General features: G+C 55.1%; 9 protein-coding genes. 4 read left to right on the top strand and 5 right to left on the bottom strand.

Annotated elements, in window-relative coordinates:
• Positions 1-35: 35 nt before the first annotated feature.
• The gene (locus tag Pla52o_RS03125) at positions 36-1,460 is read right to left on the bottom strand and encodes a class II fumarate hydratase (protein ID WP_146593536.1); all 1,425 of its coding nucleotides are present in this window, start codon (positions 1,458-1,460) and stop codon (positions 36-38) included.
• Between the two features lie 480 nt (positions 1,461-1,940).
• On the opposite strand from Pla52o_RS03125, the gene Pla52o_RS03120 reads away from it, so the two are divergent.
• Both Pla52o_RS03120 and Pla52o_RS27300 read left to right on the top strand, forming a co-directional pair.
• A complete protein-coding gene (locus tag Pla52o_RS03120) occupies positions 1,941-3,878 on the top strand; it encodes a GntP family permease (protein WP_146593092.1) in 1,938 nt (645 codons plus the stop codon).
• Positions 3,875-4,165 (top strand): hypothetical protein, encoded by a 291-nt coding sequence (locus Pla52o_RS27300; protein ID WP_231612051.1) that lies wholly within the window; start codon positions 3,875-3,877, stop codon positions 4,163-4,165. Before Pla52o_RS03120 ends, Pla52o_RS27300 begins: the two co-directional genes overlap by 4 nt.
• A gap of 397 nt (positions 4,166-4,562) precedes the next feature.
• Here the strand turns inward: Pla52o_RS27300 and Pla52o_RS03115 are convergent, their stop codons facing one another.
• The 4 genes from Pla52o_RS03115 to Pla52o_RS03100 form a co-directional block, all read right to left on the bottom strand.
• Positions 4,563-6,008 carry a hypothetical protein gene (locus Pla52o_RS03115; RefSeq protein WP_146593091.1) on the bottom strand — a complete coding sequence of 482 codons (1,446 nt, stop codon included), beginning with the start codon at positions 6,006-6,008 and terminating at the stop codon, positions 4,563-4,565.
• Positions 6,009-6,318: 310 nt separating this feature from the next.
• Positions 6,319-7,419, bottom strand: coding sequence for a WD40 repeat domain-containing protein (locus tag Pla52o_RS03110; protein ID WP_146593090.1), 1,101 nt, complete (start codon positions 7,417-7,419; stop codon positions 6,319-6,321).
• Positions 7,416-8,705 carry a DUF1501 domain-containing protein gene (locus Pla52o_RS03105; RefSeq protein ID WP_146593089.1) on the bottom strand — a complete coding sequence of 430 codons (1,290 nt, stop codon included), beginning with the start codon at positions 8,703-8,705 and terminating at the stop codon, positions 7,416-7,418. The genes Pla52o_RS03110 and Pla52o_RS03105 overlap by 4 nt, the downstream gene beginning before the upstream one ends.
• Before the next feature lie 154 nt (positions 8,706-8,859).
• The gene (locus tag Pla52o_RS03100) at positions 8,860-10,437 is read right to left on the bottom strand and encodes a DUF1549 domain-containing protein (RefSeq protein ID WP_197168964.1); all 1,578 of its coding nucleotides are present in this window, start codon (positions 10,435-10,437) and stop codon (positions 8,860-8,862) included.
• A 564-nt stretch (positions 10,438-11,001) separates the two neighbouring features.
• Between Pla52o_RS03100 and Pla52o_RS03095 the strand changes: the two genes are divergently transcribed.
• Together Pla52o_RS03095 and Pla52o_RS03085 are read left to right on the top strand one after the other, a co-directional pair.
• Positions 11,002-12,366, top strand: a complete 1,365-nt coding sequence (locus Pla52o_RS03095; protein WP_146593087.1) for an IS4 family transposase — start codon at positions 11,002-11,004, stop codon at positions 12,364-12,366.
• A gap of 655 nt (positions 12,367-13,021) precedes the next feature.
• Complete coding sequence (locus Pla52o_RS03085) at positions 13,022-14,245, top strand: glycosyl hydrolase family 28-related protein (RefSeq protein ID WP_197168963.1); 1,224 nt, start codon at positions 13,022-13,024, stop codon at positions 14,243-14,245.
• Positions 14,246-14,466: the final 221 nt, after the last annotated feature.

Below are 14,466 nucleotides of genomic sequence, written 5' to 3'. Positions count from 1 at the left end.
AGTTTCGGTTCACCAACAGCATAGCAGAACGTCAATCACGCCTGCGGTTCGGTCATCTTCCATGGATCGAGTGCTTCGGTCAGGGTGTCTTCGGGCAAAATGCCCTTTTCACGACACAATTCGCGAATCGTTTGCCCCGAAGCAAAAGCTTCTTTGGCAAGTTTCGCGGCTTGCTCGTAGCCAATCAACGGGTTCAAACTGGTGCACATCGACAAGCTTTTCTCGACCGACGCTTCACACGCTTCGACATTGGCTTCCATCCCATCGAGACAAAATTCGATGAACGCTTCACTTCCGCTGGACAACAAGTGAATCGATTCCAAGATCGAATGCGCCATCACGGGCATCATGATGTTCAATTGAAAATTGCCACCCGCGGCACCGCTAAACGTCATGCAAGTGTCATTGCCCATGACTCGCGCCGTTAACTGCATCATCGACTCACACATCACCGGATTCACTTTACCCGGCATGATCGAACTGCCCGGTTGGCGGCTGGGCAATTGCACTTCGAAAAATCCACATCGTGGTCCGCTACCAAGCCAACGAATGCTGTTCGCCACGTTGAACAAGGTCTGGGCAATGCACTTCAATTCACCGTGGGAATGGACCAACGCATCGCGTGTCGCATTGGCTTCGAAATGATTTACCGCTTCGACAAACGCCACACCGGTTTTCGACGCCAACTCCTGTGCAACACGCGAACCAAATTCGGGGTGAGTGTTGATGCCGCTGCCGACTGCGGTGCCACCGACCGCCAATTCCAACACTGCGTCACGCGCCGCTTCGGCTCGCGAAATCGACAATTCCAATTGACGAGCAAACCCGCCAAACTCTTGCCCCAAACGCAACGGTGTGGCGTCCATCAAATGGGTGCGACCAATCTTGATGATCTTGTCCCACTGCTTCGCCTTGTCCGCAAGCGAGGCGTGCATTTTGCGAAGCGCGGGAAGCAATTTGGTTTGAATCTGGATCGCCGTCGCCACGTGGATCGCGGTAGGGAAGGTATCGTTAGTGCTCTGCCCCATGTTCACATGATCATTGGGGTGGATCAATTTTTCGGTGCCCAGACGATCCCCACCGGCGATCTCGGTCGCACGACTGCTGATCACCTCGTTGAGGTTCATGTTGCTGCTGGTTCCCGATCCCGTTTGAAAAACGTCGATTGGAAACTGATCTGCGAATTGTCCATCGGCAATCTCTTGTGCCGCTTGCAACATCGCCTCGACTTGCGCATCCGAGAGTGGATTTTTCCCGCTGCCCGTCAATTTCCCAAGATCGCGGTTGGCAACTCCACACGCGTACTTGACCAATCCCATCGCCGAGATCATCGACGGCATCAATGGCCAACCGCTGATCGGAAAATTTTCAACGGCGCGTTGAGTCTGAGCTCCATAATAGGCGTCGGCGGGCACTTGGACGTCGCCCATGGAATCGTGTTCGGTACGGTACTGGGTCATCGGTTTCACTTCATCGCTTGTGGGATTCAAGAAGGTTATTCCAAGACCCACATCATAGAGCGTCCAGGTCGGTTTTGACGAGGCGGCATGCGGTTGCCGCGTTTACAGATGCACTTCGCCTTTGAGGTCCCGCATTGCGTTGGATGGCGGAGGCGATCGAGCGTCACCCCCCAAAAAATGACGTTTCTCGGGAAAACCTCCGATCACGGGCTAGGGCATTCTTAGATCGGTCGCAGGGCCGGTTCCCACCCCCATTTCCAAGATGCTCTTAGGCTGGATCGAACGACACTTGCCGTCATTCGCAGCCGGCGGAGGTGCCGACCAGCGGCGGTTTGCGATGCGGTCGAACCATTTTCCGCGTCCCCTTCGGCCCTCCAACCTCACCCCCAACCCCACCCCACGAGCCATGAAAAACAGACTAGAATTACGGTCTGTTTTACTTCCTGCTTCTCGACCTCTTTCTTTCTTCACGGCTACCGCATGACGCGCCCCCTACGCTTTCCCCCTTTATTGTTGCTCATCGCGTTGGCACTTTGCTTCGTTTCAAATGGCCTCTTTTCGCACGCGGCAATCGCTCAAGCCGTGCCAATCGCCGAAGAGGTTGCCAACGCCGAATCGATCCCCTCGTCCGCCGACTTGAGCACCGCGACGGGATTGGACCCGACTCCCGTGATCGTTCTAGCGGTGGGGATTTTCTCGGTCTTGGGGATGATCATCGGGCTAAAACTCAATGCGTTTCTGGCCCTGATCCTTTCCGCGCTGATCGTCAGTTTGTTGGTCGGGATAAACGGGGAGGGATCAGCGGGAGCTCGCATGGATGCCGTCGTTTCCGCATTTGGAAGCTCGGCGGGAAGCATTGGCATTGTGATCGCAATGGCAGCGATCATTGGCAAGTGCATGCTCGACAGCGGCGCGGCCGACCGCATCGTCCGCAGTGCCGTCCATGTCACCGGCGAAAAGAAAGCGTCGCTGGGATTGATGGTGAGCGGATTTGTGCTCGCCGTCCCCGTCTTCTTTGACACGGTCTTTTATCTGCTCGTGCCCCTCGCTCGAAGTTTGCACCGCCGCACCAACAAAAACTACCTTCGTTACTTGATGGCAATTGCCACCGGCGGGGCAATCACTCACACGCTTGTCCCTCCCACCCCGGGGCCATTGCTCGTCTCCTCCATCCTGGGCGTCGACATTGGCATGATGATGCTGGTGGGCACCTTGGTTGCCATTCCTGCAGCGATCGTGGGGCTGATTTTTTCAATCGTCGTCGACAACAAAACGCCGGTGGTCATGCGTCCCTTGAGCGCCAACGAAAACAAGCACAAACCGCTGCTCGATGACCAATTGCCCTCGCTGTGGATTGCCCTGCTGCCGGTCTTGTTACCGGTCGTTTTGATCGGCGCCGGGACCTTAGCCACCACGGTCGCCGATCGCGAAGACCGCGCGCTGCTCAGCATCACCGACATCCAAAACTTCGACGCCCTCGCCAACGAATTATCAAACGCGGCCCCCAACTCGCCGGCCGGTCGTATCCTCGCCAGCGGAACGCTCAATGAAACCGAAGCGGAACGGTTAACCCAACCGGCGATGAGCGATGCGGCAAAAATCGAGGTGGTGGAACTGCTCAATGAAGTGCTCCTGGACGCCGACATCTATTCCGAGGAAGCGTTTCTCGGCGTCGCGTTGTCGGACGTGGCTAAAACCCATATCAACGCCAACCAATTGCGAATGAAACCGGTGGATCGTCGGCGAATGAATCGCGCCCTGCTCGAAGACGCCTTTCCTGAGCTGATTAAGAAGCACGAATGGGACACCCCGAAACGTCAATTTGCAAGTTCATTGACGCTCTGGAGCAACCCGAACTTTGCCTTGATGTTGGCGGCGATCTGCGCAATGTTGACGCTGAAAATCGTACGTACCCTGTCATGGCGAGAGCTGGCCGCCGACGTAGAAGAATCGCTGATGAGTGGCGGCGTGATCATCCTGATCACCGCAGCCGGGGGTGCGTTCGGATCGATGTTGACCGCTACCAACATTAGCGACACGATCCAACAAGCGTTCGAAAACCAAGGCGGCGCCGGAATGGCGTTGATTGTCTTGGGATGGAGCATCGCTGCGGTATTGAAAATCGCTCAGGGCAGCAGCACCGTAGCGATGATCATTGGTGCCGGCATGATGTCGGCGATCATCGGCGATGCGAAGCCAGAGTACAATATGGTCTACATCGCCACCGCAGTCGGCGCCGGTTCGTTGATGGGCAGCTGGATGAACGACAGCGGGTTTTGGGTCTTCACTAAAATGGGGGGCCTGACCGAAGGCGAGTCGCTGCGCAGCTGGACGCCGTTGCTAGCCGTGCTGTCCCTGACCGGACTCGTAGCGACATTATTGTTAAGCCAAGTGCTACCGTTGCGAGCCAGTTTGTGAGTGCAGCCCCCAACCCGCCCTCGAATCCACGCGATCCAAGGGGCCGAATCGCCAACCCCTCGTTGCTGGGATGCGCCGCAACGCTGGGCTCCGTCGCAGTAACGTGTGTGCTGTTATTTTTCAACGCCTCTTTCGTGATGGCGTTGCTAACCGCAGCGGAGTCGAATTTCCCCGCCTGGGCCAAGAAACCTGAAGCGTCGCAGTTCATCCTTTTTATGGCGCCACTCCTCTTGGTCGTCATCCAGTGGATGATCATCGATTATGCACGCAGTCGCTTCCGTCGCTAACGCCGCATTCCACGGGGCTGAACATCGGCGTCTTCAGCCACGAGTCGCGCGGCACCGCGGCCAGCATCTACCGCCTAACTCTAGCGAAATGGCCGAGACCACTCGACTCCGTCGGGTGAGCGTTTTTACGTCCGCAGGCTCGAAGCGAAGTTCAGCGGAGCTATCCAGGACCGTCGCAATGCGACTGGGGAATTCAGTGGTCAGGTTTCCCTGGGCTTTGGCAGCGAGGTTTATCAGCCCCGGCAATGACATTGACGGCCCGCGGGGTCTGAGATCCAGGGGCAAAATCGAAGCGGGCAGCACCTGCTGAATTCTCAAACTGGGGTCGAGCTATCTGCTGTACTTGCCAGGCGAGTTGTTCGTCGAATTGCAACTCGACCGTTTGCGGAAGTTGCGCCTAGTTGAACTTCAACGCGTACAAGTCCGCATCCGACATCTCGAACCGGATTCGTATCGGCTTCCCCACCAAGGCACTGACATCGCCACTCTCGTTCCAGGTGACGACGCGGGAAATATGGTCCCCGTAAATCGGTTCGCAGTCGTCCAGCGAATAGCCGTCGAGTGGTTTGCCGACCGCGTCTTGAAGCTCGACGCGTAGCTCACCCGCCGCGCTGGTCGAGTAATTGATTTCCAGTTCCGAACCCTCGAACGACAAGACTTTGGTGATAAATTCGCCCGTGGCCAATGGCGCATTGACCGAGACGAAACCATCAATCCGCAGCGTGTAGCGTCGACCACCGGTCAAAAACATCGACATTTCCGTCGGGCTCGTCGCATGAATCCCGATCGCCGAGTAATTCGCGCGGTTCGCCCACCCGGCGCTACTGATCCCCGGACGAATAAACGATTGCGTGAACTCGCGATCAAACTTCGCGCCTCCCCGCGTGCTCATCATCAAAATGTCGGTCGCCGCGCCACGATTTGCCATGAACCGGGTTGGGAGGGCGATGTAAATGTGGGGCGCCCGGTAGTACGGCTGCGTACATGGCGTGTAGAGATGCTCATTCGGCAAATTCGCTTCCATTTCCACGAACGGTGTCCAGTTCAGGAAATCCTGGGACGTGGTTCGAGCGATCCCCCGGCAGCCCTTGATGAAGCGGCGAAAATAGCAAACGTACGCCTGCTCCGAGTCCGACCAGAATGCGTAGTTTTGCGAATCAAAGTACTTGCCCCACTCCTCGGGGACGACCGGCTCGTCACGCAGTCGCCGCCAGTGAATGCCATCGGGCGATACATACGCCTTTAGGCCGCCTGGGCCACGGCGCAACCGAACCTCAAGATGCTCCGCGTGAGGTTGGTAGGCCAAACCGCCCAATCCTTTGTATCGCTCGGCTGCCGGCACTCCGGGCCGCGTGTCAATGAACGGTGTGAAGTTGTGCGTCACCAGAAACTCGTCCATCAACACGACGTTGCCCGCCGGGAAGGTCGGATGATCGTCATAGATGTTGAGTTTCGGTAACGTCCAAGTGATGCCGTCCTTGCTTTCGGCGTACAGCGTCACTTCGCCTTCATGATACTGCTCCCATCCTTGCTTCCAGTGGTTACCCGGCTTGGTATCGCCACGATAGTAAAACTGAAATTTGTCCGTGTCCTTGAGCACGGTCGCATAGTGACCATGCGGTCGAGCCGGTGAGACGGGTGCCGCCAACTGCGGCGTGTGCAATTTCAGCGATGTTCCATTGAGCCCGCCGACAAGGTGTCGATCGACGAACAGTTCTCGCCGCGAACCGATGTTCAGAACCGTCGGCGAATCCTCCTCGGCCGCCCCGCGCACCGACACCACGGTACTCACGAGGGTCACGATCATCACAACGTGAAACGTCCGTCGAGTTGGGTAGTTCATGACGCTCACATTCTTGCCGATACACATGAAAAGAAACGACCTCACGATTGTACCGACATCGGGGCTGCGATTCCTGGATACTCCTCGGACTTTGAGGGCTTTTGAATTTTTGAATTTTTGAATTTTTGAATTATCGAGGCTGGATCACTTGTCTCGCATCGTCACCCGAGGCGTGAGTGAGGGAATCTCCAACCAAGAAAAGGCTCCAGGACCGAATGTCGCTGTCTCGGTAAAACGCAGGCGTTATTGAATTTCGATCGATGCAGGTTGGGGGAATTCATTCCACAAGACCTCTATTCGCCGTACCTGCTTATGATTTGCCTTTGGCTTTTTCATCGTTTGGTTGTTCGAATAAGCTGTAGACCTTCAACGCACCGTTGTTGCTGGTGTACTCCGTTTTGTCGGTGTGCCGTCCGTTGCCGGTACGTCCGTTCGCTTGGTAGCAGGCGGAGGCGAGGCGAAGTTGATCGGGATGCAGATGCAGACTGTAGCCGGTGGGGGCTTTGAGAACATGAAAGGGCTCTGCGGTGTCGGGCTTCCAGAATTCGATCGAGGTCGTGCTGTGCAGCAGTTGGCCCTGAGCGGCGATGGTTCCGTCCGGTAGAAAGCAAAGCCCTTCGAGCGGGCCGTCCATTTTTGTCTTGGGACGAAGCGTCTGCTTGAGCTTCCCGGTGGCCAAATCGAAAACCAACACGGCCGCCTTGCCGACGCAAAACGTGTTGCCGTTGGCTTCGGTCATTCCACTACACGCCAGCAAGTTTCCGTCGGGAGAGATCGCCATGCGACGAACACCGCCGACATCGGCAAGGTAATTTTCCTTACGTTCGTGCAGCGCACTGGCGTCCAGCGTGCGAAGCACACTACCGGTTGCGACACTCCATTGATGAACCATCCCCAGCAGATCGCCGCTATAGAAAGTTTGACTATCGGGAGCAAAGGCCAGACTAAAAACATGATGCTCGTGACCGGCAAATTCGGCAACCGGTTTTCCATCGTCACTCGACCACAACTTCACCATTTTATCGTTGCCGGCGGTTGCGAAATATTTACCATCCGCAGCAATCGCCAAATCGCAAACCCACCCATGCCCGGTGTCTTGGATGGTCCACAACGGCGTTGGTTTTGCGTCGGCGTAATTCCAGCAATGAACCACACCGTGGTAGTCGCCCGTTAGCAATCGCTTGCTGTCGGGATGAAACGCCATCGCCATCACCCAGCTACGATGTGCAACCAACGGCATGCGGTCGCCGCTTTCGAGTTGCCAACGTTGCACATCTTCATGCCGCGCCCCGGCGACGACGTACTTTCCACAAGGGCTAAACGCGCACACCGTCAACACACGATCGTGCTCAAACGACTGTGATTCCCAGATTTTGGTGGGATCGAATTGGAGGCTCGATTCAGCCATCATGCGAGCACCTCGGTAATTTTGTGGTGATCGTCGTGGGCGATCGGAAGCGGTTGTTCGTTGTGCAAATACTCGGTTTTGTTGGCATCGATTCCCATGGTGTGGAAGATCGTGTGAAACAAATGCCCAATATCGTACTCTTGGGTATCGACCCAGGCGCCGTTGGCGGTCGTTTGACCAACGACCACACCGCGTTTGATGCCGCAACCCGCCAGCACGAGCGACCACGCTTCGGGCCAATGATCGCGACCGACCCGCGTGTTGATTTTCGGGGTGCGGCCAAATTCGGACATCAGCACCACCAACACGTTATCCAACATCCCTCGATCTTCGAGGTCGTCGATCATGGCTGCGAACGGACGGTCGATTTGCGGCACGAGATTTAAGTGCATATTAAAATTGTCGCCGTGGGTGTCCCAGTGGAACGACGTCACTTTGACAAACTGCACGCCCGCCTCGAGCAAGCGACGTGCTTGCAACAAGTGCCGGCCCAGCGGATGCGAACCGTAACGCTCAACATCTTTGGCGGGTAGTAGCGAGTCATCGAACAACTCCTTGCGTTTCATCAACTTCTCGGCGACCTGATAGGAATACTCGTAGGCGTCTAATTCCGAATTGGTGCGGCGTTTGCGAAAACGTTCGTTCATTTTGCGGCGCAAGCCGTCACGGGCCGAGTCAATCGCATCGTCAATCGAAGGGGGTCGATGAATATGAATCGGTGGTTTGCCGTCGCCCAAAGCCAACGCGCCGTACTTCGCCCCTAGAAAACCAGCATCCTTGTACATGTAGCCGCCACGACCGGGTTTGATGTGAATGTAGGGCGGCAAATTGTTCTCCACCGGTTTCATCAATTTCGATAACGCCGAGCCGATAAACGGATAGTCGACGCCGCGGTTCTTGGGGTCGCCACGCTGCACCCGGGGCACGCCGGTCGAATGGTTCTGGTCCACGGTGTGCATGCTGCGAATGACCGCCAGTTTGTCCATTCGCTTGGCAGTTTCGGGAACAAGTTCGCTGAAGTGCACGCCTGGGACCGAAGTCGGAATCGAGCGAAAGGGGCCGCCAAACTCGGTGTTCGGTTTGGGATCCCAGCTTTCAAGTTGACTGATGCCGCCGTCGAGCCAGATGAACAGAACTTGCTTGCCCTGCGATTTGATTTCTTCCGCCAGCGCAGGATGCAGCAGCGTCCCCATCCCAAGGGTGCCTGCGGCCGCCCCGGCGAACGATCCCAAGATTTGACGGCGTGAGAATTCATGCCCGCCGCCGTTGCAGGCGTAGTTGTGTCTCATGGTGACTCGCTTAGCTTAGTTCTGCGTAGCAATGACTGTCGTAGCGAAACGCGTTAAGAGTTTCGGCCTGACTGGAAAAAAAACAAAAGTCTTGACGACTTCCGCTACAGGGAAACACGTCACTTATTTTCCGCGCAACGCTTAGTGGCTCAGCTTAATGGTTCATGCGAAATTCTGCCGACGCAAGCAACGCCCACGCCAACTCGCCCAGTGCTTCGCTGCGGCGATCTTTGAACTGAGCTAAGTATGCGGCAACTTCGGCGGTTTCTTCCTCGCTTGGCATTCGCGTTAACACGCTCACGTAAAGTTCGTCGGCAATGGTGGCCGCATCTTTCATTTTTGCAAGCCGCTCCACCAGGTTGCCCGCCTGAGGTTTCAACCATTCGAGTACGCCTTGATCGTTCTTTAAGAACAAGGCGTGCCCCATCGCCGGCGTGAAGTCGACTTCGGGCTCGCCTGGTGGATTGCCATAAACGCCCACGAACAATTTCATCACCTCGGGAACGTTCTCGGGAAATTGGTCGATGAGACCGTTGATATAGCTGAAGTGCGAGAACTCTGATTTTTCAGGAGCAGGCGTGTTGAGTACCCTGTCGAGATTGCCGCTCGCGCCGAGAACGCACCAACACATCTGCTCGGGAGTCAGCGGTTTAAGGACCGCCACGCGGTAGAGTTGCGGCGGGGCGTCCTTCAAGGCGACGCCCTCGGGCAGTTGACTACTTCGTTGATAACTTTGGCTCAAGGCGATCTCGCGCAGCAGCCACTTGATGTCGAACTTGTGAGCGACAAACGCAGCGGACAATGCGTCGAGCAATTCGGGGTGCGAAGGCGGATTGTCGTAATGGTGCTGATCCAGCGGATGCACCAAACCACGTCCCATCATGAGAAACCACAACCGGTTGACGCTATTGCGAACGAACGGTTCGTTGCCCGCGGTGGGCAGGTCGCGAGAAAGCAGCATTCGCGGACGGTACTTGGCGGCTTCTTGCTGTTGATCTTTCTCAAAGGTGGGGATTTTTAACTCTTCGCCGCCCGGCAGCCGCGGGCCGGTTGTATGCTTTCCCGAGATGAAAACCGACTCGAATTCAATCGTTGCTTCGGCTGGCTTGTCTTTCAGGTAAGTGAACAGCCCGAAATATTCACTTTGAGTGTAGTCGTTTACCGTGGGATGGTCGTGGCACTGCGAGCAAGCAATGTCGCGACCAAGAAACAATCGAGCGACGTCTTCGGTCTTCAGATTCGCGTCGTTACGACCGCTCACGAGGAAGAACTTTGATGCCGGCTTAATCGCTTCGTCTTCCTCGTCGACAAACAACAATTCGCTGACGAGTTGGTCCCACGGTTTGTTAGCGGCAAAGGAATCACGTAGATACTCTTCCCACTGGGCGTCGGGAATCTTTGCATCGCTACGCCGCTCTAGAAGCATCGATGTGAACGCCTCTTGCATGCGACGGGGAAAGTCCTCACTAGCGAGCAGTCGGTCGATCAGTTTGGTTCGCTTCGCTGCGTCGGGGTCGGCAAAGAATTTCTTCGCTGCGGTGGGTGTCGGTAATTTGCCAGTCAAATCAATTGAAATTCGCCTGAGAAACTCCGCGTCACCTGCCAAACCTGCAACGGGGCCGCCCGCCCGCTTTGCAATCTGTTGGTCAATCGTATCGTGTAGCTCAGCAGCCATTGCCGCCGGTGCGATCACGCCCAACGCGGCGGACAACGAGACTATTGCCGCAATCATTGCACATAGACGTATCGAGGCTCTACATTGACTTGGTTTCGTCATATTTTCTGCCAAGTTCCGTATCGAGTGGTAAGCCATCGATTTTGGGGCGTGAGCGGTGCTAATTCCATTGCGACATTTGCTGCAATCGTTGCGTGCCCTTAGCCGCGAAGGGTGTGCGATTTAACAAGTTGAGGAGTTGTCCCCTGATCTCGATCGCATCCACAATGGTCCCCCGGGGCAAACACAGGCATTTTTGAATTACGATCGATGTTTTGACTTTGGCTTCCTCATCGTTGGGTGATCCAAATAAGCTGCAGATCTTCAAAGCACCATTATTCAACGCACAATGGTTGCTTGTGTACTCAACGTTTTGGGCGTGCCGCCCGTTTCCGGTGCGTCTGTTCGCCTGGTAGCAGTGAGGCAGGAATGATTGGGCGAAATCCTATTAGCCGCTTGGGCGTTAGCCAAATGGCACTCATTTTCACATTCCAGGAACATTATGCTCCCAACCACATGTGATTGGCACTGAATTTGCGCGAGCGGTTTGGTTTTCTTTTGACTGCCAAAAAGAGCCATTCCATGTCGAGCGATGCAAGAACTCAGAACCTTAGTGCGGCTTTCGAACTGCTCAAACAGTGGACGGACATCGGCGATGCCGATGTGTTTGAAGAGCTGGGGCCAGCGGCCGTCTATAAAACGAGTGTCGTTCTGTGGCTGATGCTCTTCCAACGCCTTAACCCCAAGGCGAGTCTGCGAGATGCCGTGCTCCACTTTGTCGAAACGGCTCCCTCGGAACTCAAGACTAACAAGCGACTTCGTGAGGGTTCGCTTTCGACGAAGAGCAGCAGTTACAGCGATGCACGGCATCGGCTCAGCTTGAAGGCAGCTCATTGGTTCCAAGAGCGTGTCGCGTCGTCGATCGTTAACTCGACGGCGCCGACATGGGGTGACCGGCGTGTGTTCTTGATCGATGGAACGACCTTTACACTGGCTCCAGTGGCCGAGCTTCAGGCCGCTTACCCACCCGCCTCCAACCAACACGGCGAAAGTGTGTGGCCAATTGCGTATGTGGTTTTCGCACATGAACTTAGCTCCGGTGCAGCAGTGCCTGAAGAGATTGGAGCTATGTATGGCCCAAACGCCGTCTCAGAAACTCGGCTTGCTCAAACTCTCATGAAGCGACTCCCGGCTAAATCCATCATCATGGCCGACGCTGGGTACGGAATATTTTCGACTGCTTATCACGCCCATTTGAACGGACACAATTTTGTTCTACGGCTTAAGAAAGATCGATTCAATCGAATTCGGAAGCGGGCAGAGCTAATCCATTCGACAACCACTTCGAAATGCTACCGGGTGTCCTGGACTCCTTCAGCCAAGGAACGAGTAACCAATCCGGACCTCCCAGCAGACTGTGTCATAGCGGCGATGATCCATGAATTGAAGATCGGGGAAGAGAGCCTCTACCTCGTCGAGGATATCGATGCGACGCCCAAGCAACTGCGCGATCTGTACTGGAAACGCAACGATATCGAAGTCGACATCCGCAACATCAAACTGGTGATCGGCACCGAAGAGATCCGAGCGAAGTCGAAGGAGATGTTTCTCAAAGAGTTCGCCTTGTCGATGGTAGCGTACAATTTAGCGACCCAATTGCGTCGCCAAGCCGCAGTGATTGCCGAGTGTGAGCCACGCGAATTAAGCTTTACGGGCGTGTGGTCTGTCTACCGTCACATGCTGCAGGGGGTTGAAGTCAGTGCCCCCAGTCGTTGGATCGAACGTTTGGATCGCGTGCTGCACTACGCCTCACAGCAAAAGCTTCCCAACCGCCCAGGCCGCAGTTATCCACGCGAAGCCTACGCCCGCCGCCCCAAAACCACCCACTTCCAGAAACGAAAAAAGAAAAGTAAACCCAACGATCCAGAAGACCCAACGTCAAAGTGAGTGCCATTGGGCGTTAGCCCCGGTTGAACCGCTTGAACCGTGGCTAACGCCAAAACGGCTAATCTACCGAAAGACTCCTGCCTACCTGCTTAGCAGGCTGAAGCGAGGCGAAATCGATTGGGATACAAGCGGTTGCCAGCGCTCTGCGCGACTCCGCAAACGCTCACTCTCCATAGACAGGATTGATTCTTCACGAGCTGTTCATCTGCTATGATAGCTCCCTTGTTGAAATGACGTGAACGATACACAGGGGACTGAATTCCCGAACGAAGTGGCATCGCGCCCATGCGGAGCGTGCCACAGCGGAGCGGCGAAGCCACACGTTTTGGCCGTGGCCGATTGTCTGGGCTGTGGCCGATGGCTCTGGGCAGTAGCCGATTGCTCTGGGCAGTAGCCGATCGCTCTCGGCAGTAGCCGATCGCTCTGGGCAGTGCTCGATCGCTCTGGGCAGTGCTTGATCACTCGGCTCGATCACTCGTCGCTGGCGGCAGGCGTTCGCAGGCAAAAATGATCTCACTGGACCTCAAGCCACCATGTCCAACGCCGGAATTTCAACGACGGCCATTTCCAGCACCGGACCCAGCCGTGCTGTTTATTTTAAACCCGATGAAACTTCTTTACGGGTGGATTCATAAAGATGACGATAGGATTGACAATGATGACGCTGATGCATTCGCTAAGAGTAACTGCATTGCTGGCTGTGACATGCCTTGGCCAAACGGTCTATTCCGCGCCGCTTTTCATTGATGCCAGCGTTGATTTGACACGGCTCAAAATAGCCGATGAAAATGCAGTGGGTGATAGTACAACCGATAGCAGCGAGGCAGTGCAGGCGGCGATCGATTATCTGGCAAAGAATCCGGATGGTGGATCGTTGATATTTGGACCAGGCGTCTATCGTGTGGGTGGGCTTTCCGTGAAGCCCGGTGTCAAAATCATCGGAGCAGATCGGCAGCAAACGATTTTCCGTGCTGCCAACAAAGGGATTATGTTTGAGATGGAGGGCGGGGAACTGCATAACTTCACGGCTTACGGAACTCCCGAGAGTGCATCTTCGGGTGAGTTTTGGAGAGTGGGGACAGGAGGAGTTGGCAAGGGAGGTTCGGCGTGGACTTCGCATATCATTCGCGTGGGGAACACGCCAACGATGATTGCCAAGGATGTGGTCATCAGCAATGTCAGTGCCAAAGAATGCCGTTACGATTGCTTATACACACGCGGCTCGCAAAATCTGCGTGTGCTTGATTGCGAGTTCGATCGTGCCGGACGCAATCTCATCTCGATGGTTGGCAATGATGAAAACTTTCTAATTTCCAGCTGCCGCTTCGGATCGTTGTGGGGTTTGTATCATTCAGACATTGAACCCAACCAAGGTCAGTTTGTGCGCGATGGCGCATTCGTGAATTGCGAGTTTGACGGCCGTCATGCTGGTGACATGAACACCGACACATGGGGCGCGATGTTCACCCTGTCGGGCGAAGAAAAATTGGAAAATCGCAACATCTCTGTGATTGGCTGTACCTTTCGCGATATTTCAGTTCGGGTTCGGGGAATATTTCCCGAGATGCAATTTTTATATAATCCGCAACTGGGCAAATTTGTCAAAGTTCGCACTAATCCCACGGGCGAATTGCGTGATGCCACCATTCGTGGAAATGATTTTGGAACAACTCAAAAACCAATGAAGAACATTTCTTACGGCGTCACGTTTACTGGCAAAAGCACGTTTGAGAACAATACACCAACGTCTGCGAACGATACAAAGATCACTTCCAAAAGCCACGACTCGCAATGGAAAGAAGACCATCCGCGTGCTGTAAAAGCGAAAGGTTCTGCAACGCAAACATCGCAGAAACCCGTGCCAAAAACAGACCCCTAAGATGGCAAGGTTGTCTCCCTTCCACTCATGGAGCCTCGTTTTTTTTGTGGAAAGACAAAGGCTCCAGGGAAAACAAAGTCTCCGAGAACCGTTCCCGCAGTGCCTTTGGTATCCTTACCCCCTTCGCATTTCCCGTTGTCGTTAAACCCTTTCCGTCTGGACTTCATCCGATTTATCGCATCACTCTCAGTGCCTTGCGTGCGGTATCCGGCAATGCAAGT

This window comes from Novipirellula galeiformis (assembly GCF_007860095.1).
GTDB classification, from domain to species: Bacteria; Planctomycetota; Planctomycetia; order Pirellulales; family Pirellulaceae; genus Novipirellula; species Novipirellula galeiformis.
The sequence above is the reverse complement of the archived record's forward strand: the minus strand, read 5'-3'. Positions and strand labels throughout refer to the sequence as shown.

Coding starts and splice junctions, on each gene's coding strand:
- Pla52o_RS03120 (WP_146593092.1), top strand. CDS start 1,941: ATGACGCGCCCCCTACGCTTTCCCCCTTTATTGTTGCTCATCGCGTTG.
- Pla52o_RS03115 (WP_146593091.1), bottom strand. CDS start 6,008: ATGAACTACCCAACTCGACGGACGTTTCACGTTGTGATGATCGTGACC.
- Pla52o_RS03110 (WP_146593090.1), bottom strand. CDS start 7,419: ATGATGGCTGAATCGAGCCTCCAATTCGATCCCACCAAAATCTGGGAA.
- Pla52o_RS03085 (WP_197168963.1), top strand. CDS start 13,022: ATGATGACGCTGATGCATTCGCTAAGAGTAACTGCATTGCTGGCTGTG.
- Pla52o_RS03105 (WP_146593089.1), bottom strand. CDS start 8,705: ATGAGACACAACTACGCCTGCAACGGCGGCGGGCATGAATTCTCACGC.
- Pla52o_RS03125 (WP_146593536.1), bottom strand. CDS start 1,460: ATGACCCAGTACCGTACCGAACACGATTCCATGGGCGACGTCCAAGTG.
- Pla52o_RS03100 (WP_197168964.1), bottom strand. CDS start 10,437: ATGATTGCGGCAATAGTCTCGTTGTCCGCCGCGTTGGGCGTGATCGCA.
- Pla52o_RS03095 (WP_146593087.1), top strand. CDS start 11,002: ATGTCGAGCGATGCAAGAACTCAGAACCTTAGTGCGGCTTTCGAACTG.